The organism is Streptomyces beijiangensis, from assembly GCF_017315755.1.
Taxonomy (GTDB): Bacteria; Actinomycetota; Actinomycetes; order Streptomycetales; family Streptomycetaceae; genus Streptomyces; species Streptomyces beijiangensis.
The window spans coordinates 1-22,031 of sequence record NZ_JAFLRJ010000118.1 but is presented as its reverse complement, the minus strand read 5'-3'; the positions used below and the strand labels follow the sequence as shown (position 1 = coordinate 22,031).

Sequence of the window (22,031 nt, the reverse complement as noted above, 5' to 3'; positions counted from 1 at the left end):
GATTGGTCTGGACCATGTCCACGTCAAGGGTCCAGACCACTTCATGCCCCAGTGTTTGCCGAGCGGCTGGCGCCGTCTGCCGGGGCAGGCGATTACGGAGAGAAGTGCTCCTGCAGAGCGTGCGCGAGGCCACGCTCGGCGTCGTCGGTCACGGCGCGGCGGTACGCCTTCTCATAGGCGGTGTCGCCCGCCGACTCGCGTGCCCGGCGCTCCCATCCGTCGCGGAGCGCCCCGAGTTCGGGGGTTCCGCGGTTGGGGTGGCCGAGCATGCGCCAGTACGTGTGTCCGGTGCCGGAGGTACGGGCGGCCTCGATCCCGTTGCCCTGGACCGCGATCGTCCCGGCGAGCAGGTCGAGACCGAGGGCGATGCCGAGGCTGTCGTGCAGATCGTGCTTGCTCGCGAGCATCGAACGGGCGTGGCCCTCGGCCGCGCCGGGCCGCCCCTGCAGCAGGTGTATGAAGGCGAGTTGGTGATCCGCGTAGGACCTGGCCCAGTGCTCCCCATACCGCAGACTGAGCCGGCGCAGACTGGCGGCCTCCTCGTACGCCTCGTCGAGGCGGCCCATGGCGGAGAGCGCGAAGGCCCTGATCACCAGACAGCAGAGGTGCGAGGGGCCGGAAGGCGGCGCGCCGTCCACGGCGCGCAGCGCGCGGTCGCAGACGGCATGGGCGATCTGCGGGTGCCCCGTCATCAGACGGGTGAGGCCGACGGTGTGCGCGGCGAAGAGGACGGAGTCGGGCTCGCGGTCCTGCCACGCGGCGAAGGTGCACTCCTCCCCGATCCGCAGGGCGGCCTCGTGATCGCCCTGCAGGGTGAGGGTGATGCCCAGGGCCCAGAGCGCCTTGGTGCGGTCCGGCCCCTTCTCCGTATCCAGCGCAAGCGCGCGTTCGAGGTAGTCGCGGGACTCGTGGAGATGCCCGCAACAGGGCCAGAACAGACCCGTGCGTCCCGCCATCTCCACGGCCGTGGACGGCTCCTCGGCGAAGAGATGGTCGAGCGCGGCGCGCAGGTCGGCATGGCTTTCGGAGATCCTGCCGTACCAGGAGACCTGCTGCGGACCGAGCCAGCCGGCCTGCGCCTGGGCCACGATGTCCGCGAAGTGCGTGGCGTGGCGCCCCGCGAGGACACGGACCTCGCCCAGCTCCGCGAGCCACATGGCTCCGTACTCGCGCAGGGTGTCGAGCATCCGGTACTGACTGCCGTCCCGGTGGAGCACGGACTGTGCGGCGAGCCGCTCCAGGATCGGGGGGATGTCTTCGGCGCTCAGCGGGCCGCCCTCGCAGACGGCCTGGGCGTCGGCCTCGTACACAGGGCCGCGGAAGACCGAGAGCCTGGCCCACAGCAGTCGTTCGAGGGGGTCGCAGAGTTCGTGGCTCCACCCTATGGCGGTGCGCAGGGCCCGGTGGCGCTCGGGCCGCACGGTCTCGTCGACGAGGGTGTCGAGCCGTGAGGTGAGCCGCTCCGAGATCTCCACGACGCCGATTTCTCGCAGCTGCGCGCAGGCGAGCTCGACGGCGAGGGGAATCCCCTCCAGGCGCCGGCAGATGTCGGACACGGCCGCGGCGGCTTCCGGTGAGTCGAGCGACACGGCGGGGGCCCTTGCGGCGCACCGGTCGTGGAAGAGGCGTACGGCCTCGTCGCCCTCGTCACCCGTGGAGAGCGGGGGCACCTCGAGGCAGTACTCGCCCAGGGCGCCGAGGGGCTGCCTGCTGGTCGCCAGGACGGTCAGCCCCGGGGCCGCGGTGAGGATTTCACCGACCAGGTTCCTGGAGGCTTTGAGCACCCGTTCGCAGCAGTCGAGTACGAGCAGGATCCGCCGGCCCGAGAGCCAGTCGCAGAGCGCCTCGACCGGACTGCGCACGCTGTGGTCGAGGAGCCCGACGGCGTCGCAGACCATGGCCGTGAAGAGTCTGTCGTCGTAGAGATGGGAGAGGTCGGCCCACCACACCCCGTCGCTGTAATCGCCGCGCGTCTCCTCGGCGGTGCGCAGCGCCAGCCGGCTCTTGCCGACACCGCCGCTGCCTGTGAGGGTGATCAGCCGGTGTTCCTTCAATGCGCGTCCAGTGGCGACCAGTTCGCTTCTGCGGCCGACGAAACTGGTCGTCATGACGGGGAGGTTGCCTACCACGGCCCCATCTTGCCGTGCCGGGGACCCCGGCCAGGCCTCATCGCGGGAAACGGTCAGAACTGGCCAGTTCCCACCGTCTGTCGATCAGGCTGATCGGGGTGGTCAGGGTGGTCAGGGTGGTCACCAGGGGCCCGACGTCAGTCGACGGCCGCGTGCAGGACGGCCGCCGCATGGGGGAAGTCCCTGAGCCGTGCGGCCATGCGCTCGAGCGCGGACTCGATGAATGCGGCGCTGAGTTGGCGGGGTCGGCCGATGGCGGCCAGCCAGGAGACCGCCTCGGCGAAGACGATCTCGTCCGCCAGGTACACGGAGGAGGCGAGGGATTCGGCGAGCAGCGTCAAGTGGTCGGTGAGGTGCGTGTGGTGCAGGGGATGGGCAGGGTCGGGATGTCCCAGTCCTGCGGCCAGGTCGTGCACCAGACGGGCGCGTGAGGAGGTGAGGAGCGAGAACTCCTCCCAGTCCGCCGGATCCGGTACGTAGGGTGGCGTGCCGCCGCTGCTGATGGTGCCCGCCGCGAGGAACTCGACGGCGTCGGGTGCGTCCTTGCACCAGTGGTCCGCGCCCACGTCGCGTGCCCGTGCCCCGTGGGGCCCGAACGCCGGGCCGCCCGCCAGTACGGGGATCCCGGCGCTGCGTCCGGTGTCGACCGCCGCGTGGACGTAGGGCAGTCGTGAGGCCATGGAGCAGCTGAGGGCCAGGACCTGCGGCGGGTCGGTGCGCAGGTGGTTGCGGAGATGGTGGGTGGGGACGTGTGCGCCGAGGAAGGTGACCTGCCAGCCGTGCAGTCTCAGGACGTCCGCGACCAGTCGCGCCGACAGCGCGTGCCACTCTCCTTCCACACAGGCGACAGTGATCCGGCCGCGTACCGGCGGGCAGACAGGAGCGCGCTGCGGGGCGCCGAGCACGAGGGCGACGGCCCGGTCGCTCAGGGCGGTTGCGGCGTGTTCCTGTGCGACGCCGATCGCGCCGGACGCCCAGGCGTCGCCGATCAGGAGCTGGGCCGGCGCCACCACTTCGAGGAGGAAGGCCTCCGGGGAGACCCCCTTTTCGACGGCCCGGCGGGCCAGCGCCACGACCATGCCCTCGTTCTGCCGGAGCAGGCTGTTGTGGAATTGCACCGACAACTGCCGGGTGAGTGTGGTGCTGTCGGGCCTGCCGCTCATGAGGTCCCTTTCCTGCGGCCGGTACGCGGGGGCTTCACGGCGCCGCCCGGGTGCGGGGGCGCCTGGATCGCGACCAGCGTGATGTCGTCGTGATCACGGCCGTTGAGCCACTGGGATGCGGTCATGAGCATGCGCTCGACCACGGCCCCGGGCGGCAGTCCGTAACAGCCGGCGAGAGCGTCGGAGAAGCGGTCCTCGCCCAGCAGATCCCCGTCCACGCCCCCGCGCGCCTCGGTGAGGCCGTCGCTGTAGAGCAGACAGGTCTCGCCCGGACGCAGTTGGACGAGCCGGCTGCGGGTGCGGACCCGGGGCAGGACCCCGATCAGGGTGCCGCCGGAGGCGATCGACTCGACTCGCCCGCCGGACCTGAGGACCAGGGCCGGGGGGTGGCCCGCCGTGGAGATGCGCAGAGCCAGCCCGCCCCGGGGGCCGGGGGCCACCGAGGCGAGAATGAGTGAGGCGAAGGCGTACTCGTCGTCATGGGGCTGGAGGTCGTTGAGGCGGCTGACCAGCTCCCGGTGGGTGGTCTCGTAGCCGGCGAGGGCGGCGAGCTGGCCGCGCACGACGCTTGCCCGCAGGGCGGAGCGCGCGTTGCTGCCGCAGACGTCTCCCAGAACCACCATGGTGGGGCTCCCGCGCGGGAGGAAGTCGTAGAAGTCGCCTCCGGCGCCGAGGCAGGTGGGGGAGGGGCGCCATGCCCCGGCGACATCGGCACCCTGGAACCGGACGGCGGCGGGCGGCCTCAGGTGGTCGCCCAGACCCGTGGCCACCTCGTCCACGATGCGCTGCAGTCCGGCGGCGTGCAGAGCTGCGGCGGCCTGCCGGGCGAATGCCCGCAGGGCCGCGGACTCCGCCATCGGCTCCTGTGGCCTGGGCTCGCGGCGCAGCAGCACCAAGGCCCCTGATGAGACGCCGTCACCCGGAATCGGCATGATCAGCAGCGAGTCGAACTCCCGTGCGCCGGGGCCGGTGAGCCACGGGGGCAGATCCGTTGGCGCGGGCTGCCAGAACGGCTCGGGCGAGGGGCCTCCGCCCAGTGCCTCCGCCAGTCCGGGCACCGCTTCCACTTCGATCCGTACATGCTCGTGCCGTGAGCTCCCGCTCTGCCGTGCACCTTCGTGCCGGGCGGTCCAGGTCACCTCGGCCGAACCCCGGCGGAACGAGGTCATCACCGCGGCGCCGTCCGCCCACCGGCCCACGAGGCGGTGGGCGACCGTCCGGATGCACTGTTCCCAGGACATGCCGGCGTCCCAGAGAACCGCCGGGGGCTCCGGACCGGGTCCGTCGTTCGGGTGAATGTCCTGAGCGGGCAGTGTTGACCTGCCCGGGGATTCCGCGGGGCCGAGCACCTCCGATCCGTGCCCGGTGCAGCCGCGGAGATGGACATCCCTGCAGACGAGCCAGCCGGACAGTGCGTCCGGTGACAGTTCGTCGCCCACCCGGAGATCCGGCAGCAGTTCGGCGGCGACCGGGCTCAGGGAGGCGATCCGGTTTCCCGCATCGACGAACACGGCGGCCTCGGGCGTGCTGAGGAGCAGGGCCACCCACGACAGAGCCCTCCTGTCCGGATGCGTCTGGTCACTGTCCGCGGTGGACTGCTGGTGTGTTCGCGACATGATCAATCCGAGGCAGGTGCTTTACGCCCCTCGCCCCGGAGTCCTCCGTATCCAGCGGCACTGATACCGAAAGAACACCGTGCCTCAACTGCCGTGCTCGTGAAGCGAACTTGACAGCAATGGCACACGATCAATGTCTGGTGTGAAATCATCAGAACCGGTGGTGATGTGCAAAAACGTATCCGCCTGGAATGTGTGGGGGCGGAACAGTTCTTTGCTTGAATCGGCGCATGAGTGATCTCTTCGTCAAGATCTGCGGTCTGAGGACCGGCCAGGACGTGGCCACGGCCGTGGAAGCCGGTGCGGACGCGGTCGGCTTCGTCTTCGCATCCGGCGCACGCACGGTCGATGGCCCCACCGCACGGCAGCTGGCACAACAGGTGCCGGCGCACGTTCTCACGGTGGGGGTCTTCCGTGGGCAGTCCCTGGACGAGGTGCGGCGGCTGACCGACGAGAGCGGCATCCGGGCCGTACAACTGCACGGAGACGAGGGCGTTGAGTATTACGAGGCCCTGCGGGCCGAGGGGCGCACCCTGATCCGGGCGACGGCCGCCACCGGAGTCCCCGTCCTGAACGGGGAGCTGGGCGAGGACCTGCTGCTTCTCGACGCCCCCGACCCCGGCTCGGGCAAGCCGTGGGAATGGTCGTCGCCCGCGTTCAGCGCCCCCACCGGCCGGTGGCTGCTCGCCGGTGGGCTGCACCCGGGCAACGTCCGCAGGGCCGCGGAGGTCACCGGTGCGTGGGGAGTGGACGTGTCCAGCGGGGTGGAGAGCGAACGCGGGGTGAAGTCACCGGAGTTGATCCGGGCCTTCGTGGCGGAAGCCAGGAGGCTCCTCTAGCGCCCGGTGCGCGGCGGAAGGTACGCGACGGTCACCACCATCAGGGCCGCGACGACCCCGCCGAGCAGCGCTCCCGCCGAGATGGTCGCCTGGAACGACGCCGTGAAGAGCACGGTGGCCGCCTCGGGCGCGTGCGGGGCCGCGCGGGAGAACCAGGTCTGCGAACAGACCGGCACCGCGCCGTACGCGATCCCCCAGAGGACCAGCAGGACGACCGCCCCGAGGTTCCACCGCCCCAGTTCAGCAAGGGCGGCCGCAGCGGGTCCGGCGGATTTACGACAGCACGCGTCCCCTGCGAGGGTGTTGTCGATTTCCCGCTGCCCCGAGTGGCACTCGTACCGCACTCGTGTCGCGCCGCCGTACTGCCGAAGGAACCGTATGGAATCCCTCCTCGACCGGGCCGCCGCCCGCCTCTTCCCGGACCATGCCGGACACCACGGGGTGCTGCCGCCCCTGCTGGTGGTGCTGACCCTCGTCACGGGTCTGGTGGACGCCGTCAGTTATCTGGGACTCGGCCGGGTCTTCGTCGCCAACATGACCGGCAATGTGGTCTTCCTGGGCTTCGCGCTCGCAGGCGACCACCAACTCTCCGCCACCGCCTCGCTCCTGGCGGGCGGGGTCTTCGTGGTCGGAGCGCTCATCGGCGGGCGGCTCGCCCCGCGCGTCCCCGACGACGTACGGCTCTTCGCCACCCTGGTCGGGGTGCATGCGGCGCTGGTGGCCGTGGCGCTCGTAGGGGACCTCGTCGAGGTCTCCCGGTACGTACTGATCGGACTGCTCGCGCTGGGCATGGGGCTGCAGAACGCCGTGGTCCGCAAGATCGCGGTGCCCGACTTCACGACCACGGTCCTCACGCTCACCCTGACCGGGATCGCCGCCGACCGGCCGGGACCTGCCACCGTGCGCAGGCTGATCTCGGTCGCCGCCATGTTCTGCGGCGCGCTGGCGGGCGGTCTCCTCCAGATCCACCAGGGGACGGCCTGGGCGCTCGCGCCCGCGGTGGTCCTGCTCGCGGCCGTCGCCCTGGCCGCCGTCCGCTCCGTAGCAAAGCCCGCCTAGGACTCAGCCGCGGCGGCGGCGCGTGGTGGTGCGGCGCCAGCCGAACGGCCCTGGCAGGTCCATGGAGGAGGTACGGCGGCCCGTACTGCTCGACGTGTGGTGCGGGCCGTGCTTGCCCCCGGTGGTGATGGACCAGGAGTGGCGGTTGATGTTCAGCCGCACTCCGGGCAGGATCCGGAAGCTCTTGCGAAAGGTGATGGCCATGTGAGTCTCCCTCGGCTCGCGTCTGGGTGTTCCTTCGTCTGGAGGTGTTCCTTGAGAGGTACGGGTATCCCCGACTGCGCAGTAGATGCACGCCAGTTCTAACCTGACATGCCGAAGAGCTGAGTCCAGTACGTCCCGGCGAGTCCGCCGCCCGCGAAGCCGATCCCGATGTGCGTGAAGTCCGGCTTGAGGATATTGGCGCGGTGGCCTGGGCTGTTCATCCAGCCCAGGACCACCTCGGGTGCGGTGCGCTGCCCGCAGGCGATGTTCTCGCCGATGCCCCGGTGGACAGCGCCGGCCGCCGCGGCCCGGTCCCATGGCTGCAGGCCCTCGGGGGAGGTGTGCGAGTAGAAACCGCGGCCGGCCATGTCCGTGCTGTACGCCTGGGCGGCCGCGGTCAGCCGGGGGTCGGTGGAGAGAGGCCGCAGACCGCCTTCCGACCGTTCGGAGTTGGTGAGCGCGACGACCTCCGATGCCGTACGCGCCAGGCCCTCCGCCGTGAAAGGCCTCGCCCACAACGCGGTCCAGTACGCGCCGACATGCGCGAATCCGGCGTCCGTGAGGGCCGGGTCGCGCAGGGCGCGCCGGGTCCGGGTGTCGCCCCGGCAGTAGTCGATGAACTCGGCAGGCGTACGGGGTCCCGAGACCAGGTGCTCGTCGATCGTGAGGTACGCGTACCCCTGGGCGGAGACCCGCTGGTAGACGGAGACGCCGTCCGGGCCCTCCACGCTGAGACGGTCCTGTCCCGCCATGCCCGCCGCGTGCGCCTGCGCCGCTGCGGTCAGACGCGGGTCCAGGCGCACGGGCGGGGCGCCGGCACCGGAGCGGTCCGCGTTGACGAGCCCGAGGAGGCCGTCCGGTGCGGGGGAGGACGCCGGTACCGCGATCACCGTCTCTGCCGTCGCGTCCTCCGCGACGTCGACGCCGAAGTCGCGGGCGATCCCGGCCAGCCCGTCGGCGTACCCCTGTCCGAGGGCCCGGAGCTTCCAGCCGGTCCCGCGCCGGTAGATCTCGGCGAGCAGCAGGACGGTCTCATGGGTGGGGCGTGGCGGATTGAAGGTGGCGACGGTCTGTCCGCCGGAGTTGCTGAGGCGCAGAGCGGGGGAGGGCAGGCGGCCCAGGGACGTGCCGGGGTCCGCCGGGCTGATGACCACGGTGACCCTGCTCGCCCCCGTGCGCAGCCGGCCGGGATCCACGCTCACGGTGCCCTCGCCCAGGCGGGCGCCGGGTGCCGTCGGCTGGTTGTAGAAGACGAAGTCGGCGTCGCCGCCGACCTTCCCGCTGTCGTCGGTGATCAGCACCGACAGATCGAAGGGCCCCGGCACGTGGATCGTCAGCACACCGCCGGGGAGGGCCAGATTGCCGCCGGGGACCAACTCGCTCATGACTGGAGAACGCAGTACGGAGGGTTGCCGGTTCCCTACAGCGCGACGAGGACGACCTCGGTGGCCTTGACGCTGGTCCAGACGGCGGCTCCGTCCGCGAGCCCGAGCTCGGCGGCGGCGCCCGCGGTGATCTCGGCCACCAGGTCGGGTGCCAGGTCGGAGGTGATCACGATACGGAGGCGGCTGCCCGAGGCGGTGATCTCGCGGACCGTGCCGGGCCAGACATTGCGCGGGCTGCCGCCGGGCCTGTCGCGGTGCACGGCGACGGCCTCGGGTGCGATGACCGCCAGCGCCGCGGCCCCTTCGCCGATCGGATCGGCGACGACGAGACGCCCGCCGCCCGCGAGTTGAAGGGTGCCGTCCTCGGCGGCGGTGCCCGGCCAGGCGTTGCTCCCGAGCATCCGTGCGACCCACGGCGAACGCGGGTGGCGGGAGACCTCGGCGGGCGCTGCGTACTGCAGGGTGCGCCCTTCGTCGAGTACGAGAACCCGGTCGGCCAGGGACACCGCCTCCACCGGGTCGTGGGTGACGATCAGGCACACGCCGCCGAATCCGGCGAGGTGGGTGCGCAGGGTGTGGCGTACATGGGCGCGAGTGGTCTGGTCGAGGGCCGCGAGAGGCTCGTCGAGGAGGAGCAGCCGGGGGCGGGCCGCCAACGCCCTTGCGAGGGCGACCCGTTGGGCCTGCCCGCCGGAGAGCTGGCCCGGCTTGCGGTCGGCGAGATGGCCGACACCGAGGCGCTCCAGCCACCGGAGCGCCTCACGGCGGGCCTCGGCGCGCCCGGCGCCCTGGGCGCGCAGCCCGTACGACGTGTTGGCGAGGGCCGTGAGATGGGGGAAGAGCGCGCCGTCCTGGGGGACCCAGGCGACGCCGCGCCGGTGCGGGGGCAGGGCGGTGACATCGGCGGAGCCGAGGCGCAGCTCGGCGTGGGCGCGCGGGGTCAGGCCGAGGAGGGCGCGCAGCAGGGTGGTCTTGCCTGCACCGTTGGGGCCGACGACGGCGATGGTGGTGCCGGGATCGGCGTCGAGGGTGAGCCGGTTGAAGCCGCTGACCTCGGCGTGCAGTGGCCAGAGCTCCTTCGGGGACGGTGGTGCGGTCGTCGCGAAGGGCGTGAAGTCGTCGGCGTTCGTCGCCGCTTCGTCCGCTTCGTCCGCCGGGCGGTTCTTGTCCGGTACGCGGTCGGCGCTCCCGCCGGTCCAGCGGCCGCGCAGCGCGATCAGTACGGCCATGGCGATGGCGAGCAGCAGCAGCGAGACGGAGGTCGCCGCCTCGGGGGAGTCCTGGAGGAGGAGGTAGACCTGGAGCGGCAGGGTCTGTGTGGAGCCGGGCAGATTGCCGGCGAAGGTGATGGTGGCGCCGAACTCGCCGAGCGCCCGCGCCCAGGTCAGCGCGGCCCCCGCGGCGAGCCCCGGGGCGACCATCGGAAGGGTGACGGTGAAGAAGACACGCAAGGGTGAGGCTCCGAGGGACGATGCGGTCTCCTCGTAACTCGGGCGCAGTCCGGCCAGTGCGCCTTCCAGGCTGATGACCAGGAACGGCATCGCGACGAATGTCGCGGCGACGACGGCGCCGGAGGTGCTGAACGGCAGGGTGATGCCGAAGGTGTTCTCCAGCCAGGGCCCGAGCAGCCCGCGGCGGCCGAAGCCCAGCAGCAGCGCGACACCTCCGACGGTCGGCGGCAGCACCATCGGGAGCAGGACGAGCGACCGCACGAGCGTCTTGCCGGGGAAGTCGACACGGGCGAGGAGCCAGGCCAGCGGCACCCCGAGGACGAGCGAGAGACCGAGCGCCCAGAAGGAGACGACCAGCGAGAGCCTGAGCGCCTCCGTGACGCCAGGGCTCGACAGATGGGTGCCCAGATCGCCCCAGGTGGTGCGGGCGAGGATCCCGATGAGGGGCATGAGCAGGAACGCGATCGCGAGCAGCGCGGGCACGACCAGGGCCACGGGGGCGCGTGCGGTGCGGGCGCGGGGGCGAAAGCGTTTCATCGGGGGGTTCCTGAACTCGGGCGGTGCGGGAGGGGCCGCCCGGAACCGGGGTCCGGGCGGCCCGCTGCGGTTACGGCTGCTGGAATCCCGCGTCCTGGAGGATCTTCTGCGCCTCGGGAGTGGAGAGCCACTTCACGAAGGCCGCGGCGGCATCCGCGTGCTTCGACGTCTTCAGGGTCGCGGCCGGGTACGAGGCCACGGCGTTCTGCGCGTCGGGAATGGTGATGGCGTCGACCTTGTCGGTCGCCGTCGACGCATCCGTCTTGTAGACGAGACCGGCGTCGGCCTCGCCCAGCTCCACCTTGCTCAGTACGGCGCGCACGTTCGGCTCCTGCGAGACCGGCTTCACCGTGATCTTCTGCGCGTCGAGGACCTTCTTGCTGTACTTGCCGACCGGCACCTCAGGTGCGGCGAGCACCACCTTCAGCTTGGTGTCGGCGAGGTCCTTGAGTGAGGCGACCTTCTCCGGGTTGCCCTTGCCGACGGCGATGACCAGGCGGTTCTTGGCGATGACCGTCGGGGTGCCGGTGTCGGACGTCAGACCGTCCATGGTCTTGGTGTCCGCGGTGACCAGTGCGTCGGCGGGGGCGCCCTGCTTGACCTGGGCGGCCAGCTCCTGGGATCCGGCGAAGGAGAACTTCACCTTGACGCCCGGGTGCTCCTTCTCGTACGCGGCACCCGCCGTCTTGAAGACGTCGGTCAGCGAGGAGGCGGCGAGGACGGTCAGATCGGCCTTGGTGACGGTGGCCCCGGTGGACTTGGACCCGCTGTCCTTCTTGCTGTCGCTGCCGCAGGCGGCCAGCGAGACGAGCAGGGCTGCCGACAGGACCGCGGCGGCGGACCTGCGCCTGGTGATGACGAGAGACATGAGGGTGGGACTCCTAGGTGGGACGAAGCGGCGGGGGCCGTGGGACGGACGGCCCCCGCAGGGGTGTGAGCGGTGACGTCAGACGCGGTCGATGTGCACGCTGGTGGACTTCACGCGGGCGGTGGCCTGCATGCCGACCTCGAGCCCCAGCTCCTCGACCGCCTCGCGGGTGAGCAGCGAGACGAGCCGGTGCGGGCCCGCCTGGATCTCCACCTGCGCCGCGACGTCGCCGAGCTTGACCGCGGTGACGATGCCCGGGAAGGCGTTGCGGGCGGAGGTGTACGAGGTGTCCTCCTCGCCGGCGCCGTTCTGGGCGACCTCGACGGAGAAGGCGGCCAGATCGCGGCCGTCGATCAGCCGGCGGCCGCTCTCGTCGCGATGGGTCGCGACCTTTCCGGCGTCCGTCCAGCGACGAGCGGTGTCGGGGCTGACGCCGAGCAGACGAGCTGCCTGACCGATGGTGTAGGACTGCATAAACGGAAAGTTAGGCCTTGTGGGCTGGCATCTGCAATCCCTGGTGGCGATCTGTGGGGCATCTGCCAACCCTCTTGGAGGAAAGCCTAAGAGGTGGGTCGCGCCGGAGCGGAGCACGTGCCGACCCAGATGCGCGTGATCGCACTGATGTAGCGGGCCCCGCAGCGGTCGGAGGGGACCACCAGCTGGCTGCCCTCCGCATCGAGTCCCCGGCCGTCCATGCGGGTGGCCAGCAGGACCGGCGCATTGCCGAAGTCGGGGTCGATCTCCGCCCAGGACAGCACCGTGTGATGGCCGTCCTCACCGGTGACCGTCAGGACGAACCGGGAGCGGTCCTTCCGGCGCCGGGCGTCGAAGGCGGGGCCCGCGGCGGCGACGACCTCCCGCAGGAGGGGACCCTCGAAGGTGTGCCGCTGCGGGCCGCTGGTGGCGCAGTCGAAGACCACGTCGGCCCGGTGCTGCTCCCACCCCTCCCGCAGCTCGGCGACGGTCAGGGTGGCCGGGCTGTGCAGCTCCCCCTGCAGGACGAACGGCCCGGTGAGTGTTCCGAGTCGGCTCATCGACTGCCCCCTGTGAATGATCCGCTGTGACGTATGCCCGAAGGTCCTTTGCCCGAAGGTCCTTTGCCTGAAGGTCCTTCCCGGCATGCGTCACAGTGAACCTCAGAAGCAAGCAAAAGGCTTGATTCTCATAGCAGTTGTCATGTCAGTGCGAGATCAGATCTGGCAGATGCGGATGGCGTTGGTTCAGCTGCGCCCGCCGACCGCGTAGGAGTGTGCACCGGTGCCGGCCAGCCCGCCGCCCTGGACGATGAGATACTCGTCACGGATCGGTGTGCCCTCCAGCCAGCACTCCAGGATCTCCCGGGTGCCCGCCGCGTACCGGGCCTGCGCGGAGAGCGAGGAACCCGAGATGTGCGGGGTCATCCCGTGGTGCGGCATGGTGCGCCACGGGTGATCGGCCGGTGCGGGCTGCGGATACCAGACGTCGCCCGCGTAACCCGCCAACTGCCCGCTCTCCAGGGCGCTCTGGACGGCATCCTGGTCGACGATCTTCGCCCGTGCGGTGTTGATGAGGTAGGTCCCGCGCTTCATCGAGCCGAGCAGCTTGTCGCCGAAGAGCCCCTCGGTCTCCGGGTGCAGCGGGGCGTTGATGGTCACCACGTCGCAGTACGGGACCATCTCCTCGGCCGATGCGTGGAAGGTCAGCCCCAGCTCCGCCTCAACCTCATCGGGCAGTCGGTGCCGGTCGGTGTAGTGCAGCTTCACGTCGAAGGGGGCGAGACGGCGGAGCACGGCGAGGCCGATGCGTCCGGCCGCGACCGTACCGACGTGCATGCCCTCCAGGTCGTAGCTGCGGGCCACGCAGTCGGCGATGTCCCAGCCGCCGTCCAGGACGGTCCGGTGCGACGGCAGGTAGTTCCGTACGAGCGAGAGCGTCATCATCACCACGTGCTCGGCGACGCTGATGCTGTTGCAGTACGTCACCTCGGCGACGGTGATGCCATGCGTGATGGCGGCGTCCAGGTCGACGTGGTCGGAGCCGATGCCCGCGGTCACGGCCAGCTTCAGGTTCCTGGCGGCGGCGATGCGCTCGGGGGTCAGATAGGCCGGCCAGAACGGCTGCGATATGACAACGTCCGCGTCCGCCAGTTCACGGTCGAAGACCGAGCCCGCCGCGTCTTTGTCGGAGGTGACGACCAGGGTGTGGCCGCGGCTCTCCAGGAAGGTGCGCAGGCCCAGTTCGCCGGAGACGCTGCCGAGCAGATGGCCGGGGGTGAAGTCGGTGCCCTGCGGGGTGGGGGCGGTCTGGCCGCCGGGGTAGTGGTCGATGACGGGCAGGTCGTCACGGGCGTACGAGGACGGGTACCCGTCCTTGGGGTCGTCGTACAGCACGCACAGAACCTTGGCCATGATGAGGCTCCTCGTCGTTGAGGGGTGTGAGGTGCGGGAATGCCTCCACGTTCCTCGCGAAGGGACATGACCGTCAAAGCGAACGTTGCTATGCCGTCATAGCCCGGAACTATCAACTCCCGCCGGTGGCAGGGCCGATGTGGGCGGCGAGCAGCTCGTCCAGCGTGTCGCGCACCCGCGCGCCCCGGGCGGTCTCCCACAGTGCCCGGCCCAGTACCGACTCCGGATTGTGGTCACCGATGACGAGCCCGACCCGGGGCCCGTGTGCCGGACCCTCCAGGGGAAGTACGCGCATCCCCTTCGGCACGCCGAACATGTGCAGCCACGCGTGCGAGATGACGCTGGACCAGGCGCCGCCCGTCAGATGCGCGTACAGCCCGGCGACGGTGTCCGACTCCAGTGCGGGTGTCGCGGTGACTCCGTCGGCCGAGAAGCACTCGTCCATGATCTGCCGGTTGCGCATCCTGGGGGAGAGCAGGCAGAGCGGCAGGTCGGCGGCCTGCGACCAGCGGGCCCTGCGCTGCCCGGTGAGAGGCCCGACCAGCGGAGTGAGCAGCAGATAGCGCTCCTCGTACAGCGGCATCTTCCGGACATGGCGCAGGGTGTCGTCGTCGACGTACGTCATCGCCGCGTCCAGCTCGAACTCCGCGAGACCGTCCAGGATCTGGCGGGACGACATCGACTCCAGGCCGACCCTGACCAGCGGATGTGCCGAACAGAACGGTGTGGTGAGAAGTGACACCGAGGTCAGCGCGGTAGGAATCGCACCGAGCCGCAGCGTCCCGGTCAACCCGCCCCGCATCACGGACAGTTCCTGCTGCAGGGCGTCCCGCTCGGCGAGGATCCGGTGCGCCCACGCCAGCACCCGCTCGCCCTCGGGCGTCAGCCCCTCGAAGCGCCGCCCGCGCCGCACGATCGGCACGTCGAGCTCGTGCTCCAGCTTGCGTATCGCCGCGGACAGGGACGGCTGGGAGACGAAGCAGGCGTCGGCGGCACGGCTGAAGTGCCGCTCGCGGGCGAGGGCGACCAGGTACTCGAGTTGGCGAAGCAGCATGGCTCATGCTGTACGGCGGAACGGATCACCGTCCAGGGGCAGTGCGTGCGGCCCGTCCCTCCCGCGGGATCAGCCGACGTGGATGCGCGGGCGCCGCGCCGGATCCGGTTCGGCGCGCCGCAGCACCTCGCGGGTGACCGGCGCGACCTCGCCGTCGCCGAAGACCAGGAAGCGCAGCAGATGGCTGAGCGGATGGCCCTCGGTCCAGTTGAAGTAGGCGTGCGGGACCTTCCCCGTACGATCGCGCACCTCGAGGAGGACGGCGGCGATGGTGTTGGGCACGACCGGTCCCACGACGCGCAGGATGCGGACGGCGTGGTGCTGGACGCCGTGGACGGACACGTCGCCGCTGAAGTCGGAGGAGTTCGGGACGGTCACCTCCAGGAACAGCACGGGCCCGCCGCCGGGGATGTGGGTCGCCTCGCGCTGGCTGTACTCCTTGCTGCGGTACTCCGCCATGTCCCGCTCCTGCGGCTCATTGGCGATCACCCGGATCGGCCCCGCCTTCGCGCACTCGTCGATGACCATGAGCGCCTTCCGGTCGAAGGTGACCTCGGCGGCACGCAGTTCGAAGGCGCGGTGGACCCGCGAGGCGAAGGAGGTGACCAGGATGCCGATGATGAACAGCAGGGCGATCTTGATGCCGTCGGGCCGCTCGATGACATTGGTGACCAGGGTGTACGCGAAGACCGCGGTGATGACACCGAAACCGATGGCCGCACGCGGCCGGCCCCGCCGGTGCACGGCGACGGTCGATGCGAAGGCGGCCGAGAGCATGAGCACCAGTACGCCGGTCGCGTACGCGCCGCTCTGCGCGTCCACGTTCGCGTTGAACCAGGCGGTGATGAAGAAGGCGATGGCCGTGAAGATCAGCACCAGCGGCCGTACCGCGCGGGTCCACTCGGGCGCCATGCCGTAACGCGGCAGATAACGCGGTACGAGATTGAGCAGCCCCGCGGTCGCGGAGGCCCCGGCGAACCACAGGATGGCGATCGTCGACACGTCGTACACCGTGCCGAAGGCCTCGCCCAGATTCTGATGGGCGAGATAGGCGAGTGCGCGTCCGTTGGCCTGGCCGCCCGCCTTGAACTCGTCGGTGGGAATGAGGATCGTGGTCGCGAGGCTGGAGACCAGCAGGAAGCAGCTCATGATCACCGCGGCGGTGGTGAGCAGTTTGCGGGTGTCGCGAATGCGCCCGGCGGGATTCTCGAACGTGTCGGAAGCGTCCCCGCGCACCTGCGGCATCACCGCGACACCCGTCTCGAAACCGGACATGCCGAGCGCGAGCTTGGGGAAGACCAGCATGGCCACGCCGATCATGGCCAGCGGAGAGGAGTGTTCGGCGGTCATGGCGTCCCACCAGTTGCTCACCACCACCGGTTTGGTGGCCACATGCCACACGGCGTCGGTCAGCACGACGAGATTGAGCGTCAGATAGACGCCCACGAGGACCACGGCGATCCCGATGGCCTCTTTGAACCCTTTGAGGAAGACCGCGCCGAGTGCGGCGATCAGAGCCAGGGTGATCCAGAGATTCTCGCCGTGCAGCCAGCCGGGGGCGAAAGGGTTCTCCACCACATGCGCCGAGGCGTCCGCTGCCGACAGGGTGATGGTGATCATGAAGTCGGTCGCGGCGAACCCGAGCAGCACCAGGACGAAGAGCTTCCCCGCCCACCAGGGCAGCAGCCGCTCCAGCATCGCGATCGAACCCTCGCCGTGCGGACTCTCCTTCGCCACCCGCCGGTACACGGGCAGCGCTCCGCCGAGGGTGAGGGCCAGCAGGACCAGGGTGGCCAGCGGGGAGAGGAGGCCTGCGGCCAGGGCGGCGATGCCCGGCTGATAGCCGAGGGTGGAGAAGTAGTCCACGCCGGTCAGGCACATCACCCGCCACCAGGTGTGGCCCTTGTGCTCGGCCGGAGGAGTGCCGTGGGGACCGGGATGGCGGGCGGACTGCTCACTGAGCCCCTCCAGCAGCCAGGTGCGCCACGGGCGGGCCGATGCCTTGGGCTCGGCTGTCGTTTCGGCCTGAGTGCCGGTCATGCGGGGGTCTCCCTGGGCGGTCTGGCGGGCTTCGAAGAGTGAGTGTCCACCACATGGTCACCCGGCATACGGCTGGGGTGCGGCTCCGCCGCAGGTCACGGCGTGTCCGCGGGTGTCCGGCGGAAGGCGGGTGACGGGGCGCCGCTCTCACGATGTGTGGCGGGCGAACCTGGCTATTCAGGCAATTGCGCTTTAGATGAAGCCACTTGGGCATCCTGGGGCATTAGAGCAGCATGTGGGCGAATTGAGCGGCGCATTTCTCCGCTTCTTCCGCTCCTCCCGTACAGCATTGGCTCGATTGCGGAACGTTTGCCATCAAGGCCTCTCCGGACGGTTGCCAACTGCTCGGGTCTGTGGGTGTATTGGGCGCACCTGAGCAATGTGGGGCCTGTGTAAAGGCCTGTGCCGCCAGGCGATAATCTGCGCGCGTGCCGCCAGTCGGGCGGCGCAGCAATTCCGGAGGAATTTAGTGACCGTGACTAGAGGATCGTGGCGACGCCGGGGGGCGCTCATAGCGGCCGCGACTGCAGGCGTTGTCGGAGTCGGACTCAGCGCTGTACCGGCGCAGGCCCACACTCCCAAGTGGACCGTCTCTTGCGACGAGGTCAGCGTTGACCTGACCGCGTACGGCAATGGCGACAACACGGTGCGTGTCACCGTGGACGGGAAGGACCTCCTTCCCCTCGAGCACTTCCAGGACAAGTTCAGCTGGTCGAAGAAGCTGGACGCGCACGACAAGCCGCTTGCTCTCCAGCTCATCATCGATGCGCACGACGAGGGCTACGACAAGACGTTGGACGAGACCGCCCCGGTCTGCCCGACCAAGCCGACCCCGACGCCGCCGGCGTCCGAGACCCCGACCCCGAGCGCGACTCCCAGCTCCGAGGCCCCGGCCCCGAGCGCGAGCGCGTCCACGAGCGTGGCGCCCACGAGTGCGGCCCCCGCACCCTCCACGTCGCCGGCGAACCTGGCCGAGACGGGCTCCTCCAGCTCCACGCCGCTCATCGCGGGCACGGCTGCTGTGGTCATCCTGGCCGGTGGCGGCATCGTGTGGGCCACGCGCAAGCGTCGCTCCGCACAGCACTGACGTACTGACCGACCGAAGCACTGAGGCGGCCGGCACCCCTTCGGGGGTGCCGGCCGCCTCGGCGTCCGCTGCCGTACCGAACGTCAACGCCCCAGCGCGGCACCGCCGTTGATGTGCAGGATCTGCGCGGTCGTGTACGCGGCCTCGGGCGATGCCACATGGTGGATCGCCGCGGCGATCTCACTCGGCAGTCCGGGCTTCCCGGTCAGCGACTGCGCCACCCGCGAGGCCACGAACTCGGGCGTCGCCCGGTCCCCGAAGAACTCGGTGTCCGCCACGAAGCCCGGAGAGACCGCATTGACCGTGATGCCGTCCTTGCCGACCCGCTGGGCGAGTTCGAAGGTGTACGTATTGACCGCGGCCTTCGAGCCGCCGTACGAGCCGGGCCCGCGCAGCGCCGCGATCGACGACAGATGGATGATCCGGCCCCCGGGGCGCGTGATGTGGGGGAGCAGCCCCTCGGTCAGCAGGACCGAGGTGAGCACATTGGCGGCGAAGTTGGCGAGATAGCCATCGGCGATGGCCTCCAGGGTGCCGTCGTTGCCGGACGCGACATTGCCGCCCGCATTGGTCACCAGGACGTCGACCGTACCGCCGTCCGCGGTGATGAACCCGACGGCGGCGCGGACCTGTTCGGGCTCGCTCAGGTCGGCGGTCGTCCAGGTGACCGAGGACTCGCCGTGTACGGCGTTGATCTCGTCGGCGGCCTTGCGCAGGACCTCCTCACGCCGCCCGATGATGACGACCCGGTCGCCGCCGGCGGCGAAGACCTCGGCCGCCGCACGGCCGATCCCCGTACCGCCGCCGGACACCACTACGCGTCGCTGACTCACGACCCACCCCACCGTCCCAGTATGTGAACATCAATCATGTCCATGCATGACGACGCTAAGACGGTGCGGGAGTCGAGTCAAGGAAACGGCCTATGTCTTCCGGTAGTCGTATGCCTCCACGGCCGCCGCCTCGACCGCATCCAGATCGCCTCCCGCGGACGCGGTGACGAGGGCGGCCACCGCACCCTCCACGAAGGGCGCGTCCACAAGCCGTGTGCCGTCGGGCAGTTCGTCGCCCTCTGCCAGGAGCGCCTTCACGGTGAGTACGGCGCTGCCCAGATCGACCAGTACGGCGACACCCGCGCCCCGGTCGACCGCGCGTGCCGCGGCGCAGATCAGCTCCGAACTCGTACCGAGACCGCCGTCGGGCGTGCCGCCCGCGGCGGCGACCGGGGCGGTCGAGCCGCCACCCGCCAGCCCACGCGCGAGCTCGGCGACGGCGGCTGCGACCGACGCACTGTGCGAAACGAGCACGATCCCGACGACGCCCTCCGCGCTCACGCGGCCACCTCGGCGAGCGCACCGATCAGCAGCGCGGCCGAGGTCGCCCCCGGATCCTGGTGCCCGATGCTGCGCTCGCCGAGATAACTCGCCCTGCCCTTGCGGGCCTGCAGTGGCACGGTCGCGAGAGCCCCGGCGTCGGCTGCCACCCGCGCCGCGTCGAAGGACGAGCCGAGCGCATCGACCGCGGGCAGCAGCGCATCCAGCATGGTCTTGTCCCCGGGCTGCGCACCGCCGAGCCGGGCCACCGCGCCAACCCCGGCGCCGAGCGCTCGGGCGAGCTCCTCCCGGCTCACCGCGGTCGCGTCCCCGAGCTCCTTGCCGGTGCGCCGCAGCAGCGTTCCGTACAACGGCCCCGAAGCCCCGCCCACGGTCGAGATCAAAGTCCGTCCCGCCAGCGTGAGTACGGCGCCGGGGGTCTCCGGCGTCTCCTTCTCCAGCGCGCCGGCCACGGCCGTGAAACCGCGCCGCAGATTGCTGCCGTGGTCGGCGTCGCCGATGGCCGAGTCCAGCTCCGTCAGCCGCTCCGCCTCCCGTTCGACGGCGGCGGCCATCGCGTCCATCCAGCGGCGGAAGAGTTCGGCGTCGAGCGTGTCGGGCACGGAGCCTCCTTGGTGAGATGACGGTGTACGGGAACGGGTCAGCAGCCCCAGCGCAGGGCCGCGGTCTGCACCGGTGCGTCCCAGAGCCGCAGCAGCTCCTCGTCTATCTGACAGAGCGTCACCGAGCAGCCCGCCATGTCGAGCGAGGTCACGTAGTTCCCCACGAGCGTCCGGGCGACGACCACGCCGCGCTGGGCGAGCACGCGCTGCACCTCGGCGTTGAACCCGTACAGCTCCAGCAGCGGTGTCGCCCCCATGCCGTTGACCAGGACCAGTACGGGTCCTGTCGGCCGCCGGTCGTCGAGGATCGCGTCCACCGCGTAGTCGGCGATCTCCCGCGAGGTCATCATGGCCCGCCGCTCACGCCCCGGCTCGCCGTGGATGCCGACGCCCAACTCCAGCTGCCCGGGCGGCAGATCGAAGGTCGGGCTGCCCTTCGCCGGCGTCGTGCAGGCACTGAGCGCGACCCCGAAGGACCGCGAGTGCTCATTGACGCGCTTGGCGATCTCGGCCACGCGCTCCAGCGGCTCACCCTCCTCGGCGGCGGCCCCCGCAAGCTTCTCGACGAACAGAGTCGCCCCGGTCCCGCGCCGTCCCGCCGTGTACAGACTGTCGGTCACCGCCACGTCGTCATTGACGACCACCTTGGCGATCCGGATGTCCTCCTCCTCGGCGAGCTCGGCGGCCATGTCGAAGTTGAGGACGTCGCCCGTGTAGTTCTTCACGACGAACAGCACGCCCGCACCGCTGTCGACGGCGGCGGCGGCCCGCACCATCTGGTCGGGCACCGGCGAGGTGAACACCTCGCCGGGACAGGCGGCGGTCAGCATCCCGCGCCCCACGAACCCGCCGTGCAGCGGTTCGTGCCCGCTGCCGCCGCCGGAGACCAGGCCGACCTTTCCGGAGACGGGTGCGTCCCTCCGTACGATCACGCGGTTCTCGACATCCACCGTGAGGTCGGGATGTGCGGCGGCCATCCCGCGCAGGGCGTCGGCGACGATGGTTTCCGGGACGTTGATGAGCATCCTCACGAGTACCTCCTGGTGAGCCTGTCAGGGGCGTGCAGGTAGCAGTCCAGTATCGAACGGCCGTGCCCGGAGGTCACTCCCCGCGGCGATGAGTTCGACACGTGACCGTGGGGGAGCCGACCGGGCCGTGGGGATGGCGCTGATGGGGGGGGGCGAAAGCCGGCTTCGGATTGTCTGCGGTTCGGGACGGGCAGATCGCGGCATGCCCCATGCCCGGGCGTCAGTCAGGGCAGACTGCTCGTGGGCATGGCACGAGGGGTTCCTCACGCCACAGCTCAGGAAGGCATGCCCACCCAGATCTCGCGGGCGAAGATGCCATGGACCGTTTCCCGATTCGGCACGGTGGCAGTGCCGGAGGGCAGCTGGACGTCCAGCTCGCCAGGCACTCCGAGCTCGTCCGCCATGCCCAGGACGCTGTGCAACTCGGTGCTGAGGATGCGCAGGTCTTCATGGCGCTCCATGCCGTCTTGCTGTACGGCGCCGCCGGCGCGTCAACAACGGACCTCTCCCTTCATCAAGCGGCCGAGAGTGCCATCCAGCAGACGACCCCTGGGTCTCCTGTCAGCAGCGGGAGACCGCAGTGCACCTCCTGGTGGCCGTGTGGTCCGCGAGTCTTGTGCCGAGCGCCGAGGCCAAGGAGTGGGCGACCCGTGCGCCGTGCCTGCCGAGCAGGTGCGTGCGTGCGGCTTCCGCGACAACGGCACCGCCCTCGACCCCACCGGCATCCTGCTCACCCAGGTCGGGGCGTCCGTCCCGGATCCGGTGCGCCTGATGCACGACTTCTGGACCACGCTTTACCAGGCAATCGGGGACTGACACCGAGCCGGCGTCCCGGTCCCACGGCACACCCCCTGCCGCTCACGCCTCCTCGCGCGTGCCGAGTACGTCGTCGACGTAGGTCGCGAGCGAGGAGCGCATAGCGTCAGGGGCCATCTTCTGATCGTCGATCAAGTACGCCACGAGGTCGGCGCGGATCGCCGCCAGCAGGGCATGGGCGGTGAAGTCCGGGGCGTGGACACCCGGCACTTGAGCCAGCGCTCCGCGAAGGCTCTCGTGCCACCAGCTGTAGTGCCCGGCCTGGTAGGGGCTGCTGAGTCCGGCGTCCTCCGCTGCCGACATCAGGTTCCGGTTCTCGATTTTGAAGCGCAGTGCGACATCGAGCAGGGCGAGCACCCCCTGCCGCGGTGAGGACGCGGCTGCCTCCTGAGCCTCCCGCACGCTCTGCTGCAGCGGCTCCAGGCGGGAGGC

General features: G+C 70.5%; 21 protein-coding genes and 2 pseudogenes. 4 read left to right on the top strand and 19 right to left on the bottom strand.

Annotated elements, in window-relative coordinates:
- Positions 1 to 92: 92 nt before the first annotated feature.
- The 3 genes from J0695_RS13455 to J0695_RS13445 form a co-directional block, all read right to left on the bottom strand.
- Positions 93 to 2,108 (bottom strand): ATP-binding protein, encoded by a 2,016-nt coding sequence (locus tag J0695_RS13455; protein ID WP_206962240.1) that lies wholly within the window; start codon positions 2,106 to 2,108, stop codon positions 93 to 95.
- A 158-nt stretch (positions 2,109 to 2,266) separates the two neighbouring features.
- Positions 2,267 to 3,292, bottom strand: a complete 1,026-nt coding sequence (locus tag J0695_RS13450) for a cobalamin B12-binding domain-containing protein (RefSeq protein WP_206962239.1) — start codon at positions 3,290 to 3,292, stop codon at positions 2,267 to 2,269.
- Positions 3,289 to 4,908, bottom strand: a complete 1,620-nt coding sequence (locus tag J0695_RS13445) for a PP2C family protein-serine/threonine phosphatase (RefSeq protein WP_206962238.1) — start codon at positions 4,906 to 4,908, stop codon at positions 3,289 to 3,291. Before J0695_RS13445 ends, J0695_RS13450 begins: the two co-directional genes overlap by 4 nt.
- Before the next feature lie 230 nt (positions 4,909 to 5,138).
- On the opposite strand from J0695_RS13445, the gene J0695_RS13440 reads away from it, so the two are divergent.
- Positions 5,139 to 5,747, top strand: a complete 609-nt coding sequence (locus tag J0695_RS13440; RefSeq protein WP_206962237.1) for a phosphoribosylanthranilate isomerase — start codon at positions 5,139 to 5,141, stop codon at positions 5,745 to 5,747.
- Here J0695_RS13440 and J0695_RS13435 read toward each other — a convergent pair.
- A pseudogene (locus tag J0695_RS13435) lies at positions 5,744 to 5,995 on the bottom strand (MFS transporter); the annotation flags it as partial. The gene J0695_RS13440 and the pseudogene J0695_RS13435 overlap by 4 nt on opposite strands.
- 130 nt (positions 5,996 to 6,125) lie before the next feature.
- Between J0695_RS13435 and J0695_RS13430 the strand changes: the two are divergent.
- Positions 6,126 to 6,806 carry a YoaK family protein gene (locus tag J0695_RS13430; protein ID WP_206962236.1) on the top strand — a complete coding sequence of 227 codons (681 nt, stop codon included), beginning with the start codon at positions 6,126 to 6,128 and terminating at the stop codon, positions 6,804 to 6,806.
- A gap of 3 nt (positions 6,807 to 6,809) precedes the next feature.
- Here J0695_RS13430 and J0695_RS13425 read toward each other — a convergent pair whose 3' ends face one another.
- The 9 genes from J0695_RS13425 to J0695_RS13385 all read right to left on the bottom strand — a co-directional run bounded on the left by J0695_RS13425 (position 6,810) and on the right by J0695_RS13385 (position 16,732).
- Entirely contained in the window at positions 6,810 to 7,010 is a 201-nt protein-coding gene (locus J0695_RS13425; RefSeq protein ID WP_206962235.1) for a DUF4236 domain-containing protein, read from the bottom strand.
- 98 nt (positions 7,011 to 7,108) lie between these two features.
- Positions 7,109 to 8,395 carry a CAP domain-containing protein gene (locus tag J0695_RS13420; protein WP_206962234.1) on the bottom strand — a complete coding sequence of 429 codons (1,287 nt, stop codon included), beginning with the start codon at positions 8,393 to 8,395 and terminating at the stop codon, positions 7,109 to 7,111.
- 35 nt (positions 8,396 to 8,430) lie between these two features.
- Positions 8,431 to 10,383: an ABC transporter permease gene (locus J0695_RS13415; RefSeq protein WP_206962233.1), complete on the bottom strand. Its 1,953-nt coding sequence runs from the start codon at positions 10,381 to 10,383 to the stop codon at positions 8,431 to 8,433.
- Between the two features lie 70 nt (positions 10,384 to 10,453).
- Positions 10,454 to 11,251, bottom strand: coding sequence for a molybdate ABC transporter substrate-binding protein (gene modA / locus J0695_RS13410; RefSeq protein ID WP_206962232.1), 798 nt, complete (start codon positions 11,249 to 11,251; stop codon positions 10,454 to 10,456).
- A 78-nt stretch (positions 11,252 to 11,329) separates the two neighbouring features.
- Positions 11,330 to 11,725 (bottom strand): TOBE domain-containing protein, encoded by a 396-nt coding sequence (locus J0695_RS13405; protein WP_206962231.1) that lies wholly within the window; start codon positions 11,723 to 11,725, stop codon positions 11,330 to 11,332.
- An 86-nt stretch (positions 11,726 to 11,811) separates the two neighbouring features.
- Complete coding sequence (locus J0695_RS13400) at positions 11,812 to 12,285, bottom strand: molybdopterin-dependent oxidoreductase (protein WP_206962230.1); 474 nt, start codon at positions 12,283 to 12,285, stop codon at positions 11,812 to 11,814.
- 186 nt (positions 12,286 to 12,471) lie between these two features.
- On the bottom strand, positions 12,472 to 13,638 hold the full coding sequence (locus J0695_RS13395; RefSeq protein WP_206962229.1) for an NAD-dependent formate dehydrogenase: 1,167 nt from the start codon (positions 13,636 to 13,638) through the stop codon (positions 12,472 to 12,474).
- Between the two features lie 112 nt (positions 13,639 to 13,750).
- On the bottom strand, positions 13,751 to 14,692 hold the full coding sequence (locus tag J0695_RS13390) for a LysR family transcriptional regulator (RefSeq protein ID WP_206962228.1): 942 nt from the start codon (positions 14,690 to 14,692) through the stop codon (positions 13,751 to 13,753).
- Positions 14,693 to 14,761: 69 nt separating this feature from the next.
- Positions 14,762 to 16,732: an APC family permease gene (locus J0695_RS13385; protein WP_206962227.1), complete on the bottom strand. Its 1,971-nt coding sequence runs from the start codon at positions 16,730 to 16,732 to the stop codon at positions 14,762 to 14,764.
- 469 nt (positions 16,733 to 17,201) lie between these two features.
- Here J0695_RS13385 and J0695_RS13380 point away from each other — a divergent pair, with 469 nt between their 5' ends.
- The gene (locus tag J0695_RS13380) at positions 17,202 to 17,819 is read left to right on the top strand and encodes an LAETG motif-containing sortase-dependent surface protein (protein ID WP_206962226.1); all 618 of its coding nucleotides are present in this window, start codon (positions 17,202 to 17,204) and stop codon (positions 17,817 to 17,819) included.
- 83 nt (positions 17,820 to 17,902) lie between these two features.
- On the opposite strand, the gene J0695_RS13375 is transcribed toward J0695_RS13380, so the two are convergent.
- From J0695_RS13375 to J0695_RS13355, 5 genes are all read right to left on the bottom strand, one after another.
- Complete coding sequence (locus tag J0695_RS13375; protein WP_206962225.1) at positions 17,903 to 18,652, bottom strand: SDR family NAD(P)-dependent oxidoreductase; 750 nt, start codon at positions 18,650 to 18,652, stop codon at positions 17,903 to 17,905.
- 90 nt (positions 18,653 to 18,742) lie between these two features.
- The gene (locus tag J0695_RS13370) at positions 18,743 to 19,153 is read right to left on the bottom strand and encodes a PTS-dependent dihydroxyacetone kinase phosphotransferase subunit DhaM (protein WP_206962224.1); all 411 of its coding nucleotides are present in this window, start codon (positions 19,151 to 19,153) and stop codon (positions 18,743 to 18,745) included.
- The gene (gene dhaL, locus J0695_RS13365) at positions 19,150 to 19,716 is read right to left on the bottom strand and encodes a dihydroxyacetone kinase subunit DhaL (RefSeq protein ID WP_206962244.1); all 567 of its coding nucleotides are present in this window, start codon (positions 19,714 to 19,716) and stop codon (positions 19,150 to 19,152) included. The genes J0695_RS13370 and dhaL overlap by 4 nt, the downstream gene beginning before the upstream one ends.
- Positions 19,717 to 19,793: 77 nt before the next feature.
- Positions 19,794 to 20,786, bottom strand: a complete 993-nt coding sequence (gene dhaK / locus J0695_RS13360; protein ID WP_206962223.1) for a dihydroxyacetone kinase subunit DhaK — start codon at positions 20,784 to 20,786, stop codon at positions 19,794 to 19,796.
- A gap of 272 nt (positions 20,787 to 21,058) precedes the next feature.
- Positions 21,059 to 21,244 (bottom strand): hypothetical protein, encoded by a 186-nt coding sequence (locus J0695_RS13355; RefSeq protein ID WP_206962222.1) that lies wholly within the window; start codon positions 21,242 to 21,244, stop codon positions 21,059 to 21,061.
- Positions 21,245 to 21,440: 196 nt separating this feature from the next.
- Here J0695_RS13355 and J0695_RS13350 point away from each other — a divergent pair, with 196 nt between their 5' ends.
- Positions 21,441 to 21,599: a hypothetical protein gene (locus tag J0695_RS13350; RefSeq protein ID WP_206962246.1), complete on the top strand. Its 159-nt coding sequence runs from the start codon at positions 21,441 to 21,443 to the stop codon at positions 21,597 to 21,599.
- 42 nt (positions 21,600 to 21,641) lie between these two features.
- Here the strand turns inward: J0695_RS13350 and J0695_RS13345 are convergent.
- A pseudogene (locus tag J0695_RS13345) lies at positions 21,642 to 22,031 on the bottom strand (TetR/AcrR family transcriptional regulator); the annotation flags it as partial.

Bases quoted from the DNA above. Each gene is read 5' to 3' on its own strand.
- J0695_RS13455 (WP_206962240.1), bottom strand. From the start codon at position 2,108: ATGACGACCAGTTTCGTCGGCCGCAGAAGCGAACTGGTCGCCACTGGA.
- J0695_RS13450 (WP_206962239.1), bottom strand. From the start codon at position 3,292: ATGAGCGGCAGGCCCGACAGCACCACACTCACCCGGCAGTTGTCGGTG.
- J0695_RS13445 (WP_206962238.1), bottom strand. From the start codon at position 4,908: ATGTCGCGAACACACCAGCAGTCCACCGCGGACAGTGACCAGACGCAT.
- J0695_RS13440 (WP_206962237.1), top strand. From the start codon at position 5,139: ATGAGTGATCTCTTCGTCAAGATCTGCGGTCTGAGGACCGGCCAGGAC.
- J0695_RS13430 (WP_206962236.1), top strand. From the start codon at position 6,126: ATGGAATCCCTCCTCGACCGGGCCGCCGCCCGCCTCTTCCCGGACCAT.
- J0695_RS13425 (WP_206962235.1), bottom strand. From the start codon at position 7,010: ATGGCCATCACCTTTCGCAAGAGCTTCCGGATCCTGCCCGGAGTGCGG.
- J0695_RS13420 (WP_206962234.1), bottom strand. From the start codon at position 8,395: ATGAGCGAGTTGGTCCCCGGCGGCAATCTGGCCCTCCCCGGCGGTGTG.
- J0695_RS13415 (WP_206962233.1), bottom strand. From the start codon at position 10,383: ATGAAACGCTTTCGCCCCCGCGCCCGCACCGCACGCGCCCCCGTGGCC.
- modA (WP_206962232.1), bottom strand. From the start codon at position 11,251: ATGTCTCTCGTCATCACCAGGCGCAGGTCCGCCGCCGCGGTCCTGTCG.
- J0695_RS13405 (WP_206962231.1), bottom strand. From the start codon at position 11,725: ATGCAGTCCTACACCATCGGTCAGGCAGCTCGTCTGCTCGGCGTCAGC.
- J0695_RS13400 (WP_206962230.1), bottom strand. From the start codon at position 12,285: ATGAGCCGACTCGGAACACTCACCGGGCCGTTCGTCCTGCAGGGGGAG.
- J0695_RS13395 (WP_206962229.1), bottom strand. From the start codon at position 13,638: ATGGCCAAGGTTCTGTGCGTGCTGTACGACGACCCCAAGGACGGGTAC.
- J0695_RS13390 (WP_206962228.1), bottom strand. From the start codon at position 14,692: ATGCTGCTTCGCCAACTCGAGTACCTGGTCGCCCTCGCCCGCGAGCGG.
- J0695_RS13385 (WP_206962227.1), bottom strand. From the start codon at position 16,732: ATGACCGGCACTCAGGCCGAAACGACAGCCGAGCCCAAGGCATCGGCC.
- dhaL (WP_206962244.1), bottom strand. From the start codon at position 19,716: ATGGACGCGATGGCCGCCGCCGTCGAACGGGAGGCGGAGCGGCTGACG.
- J0695_RS13355 (WP_206962222.1), bottom strand. From the start codon at position 21,244: ATGGAGCGCCATGAAGACCTGCGCATCCTCAGCACCGAGTTGCACAGC.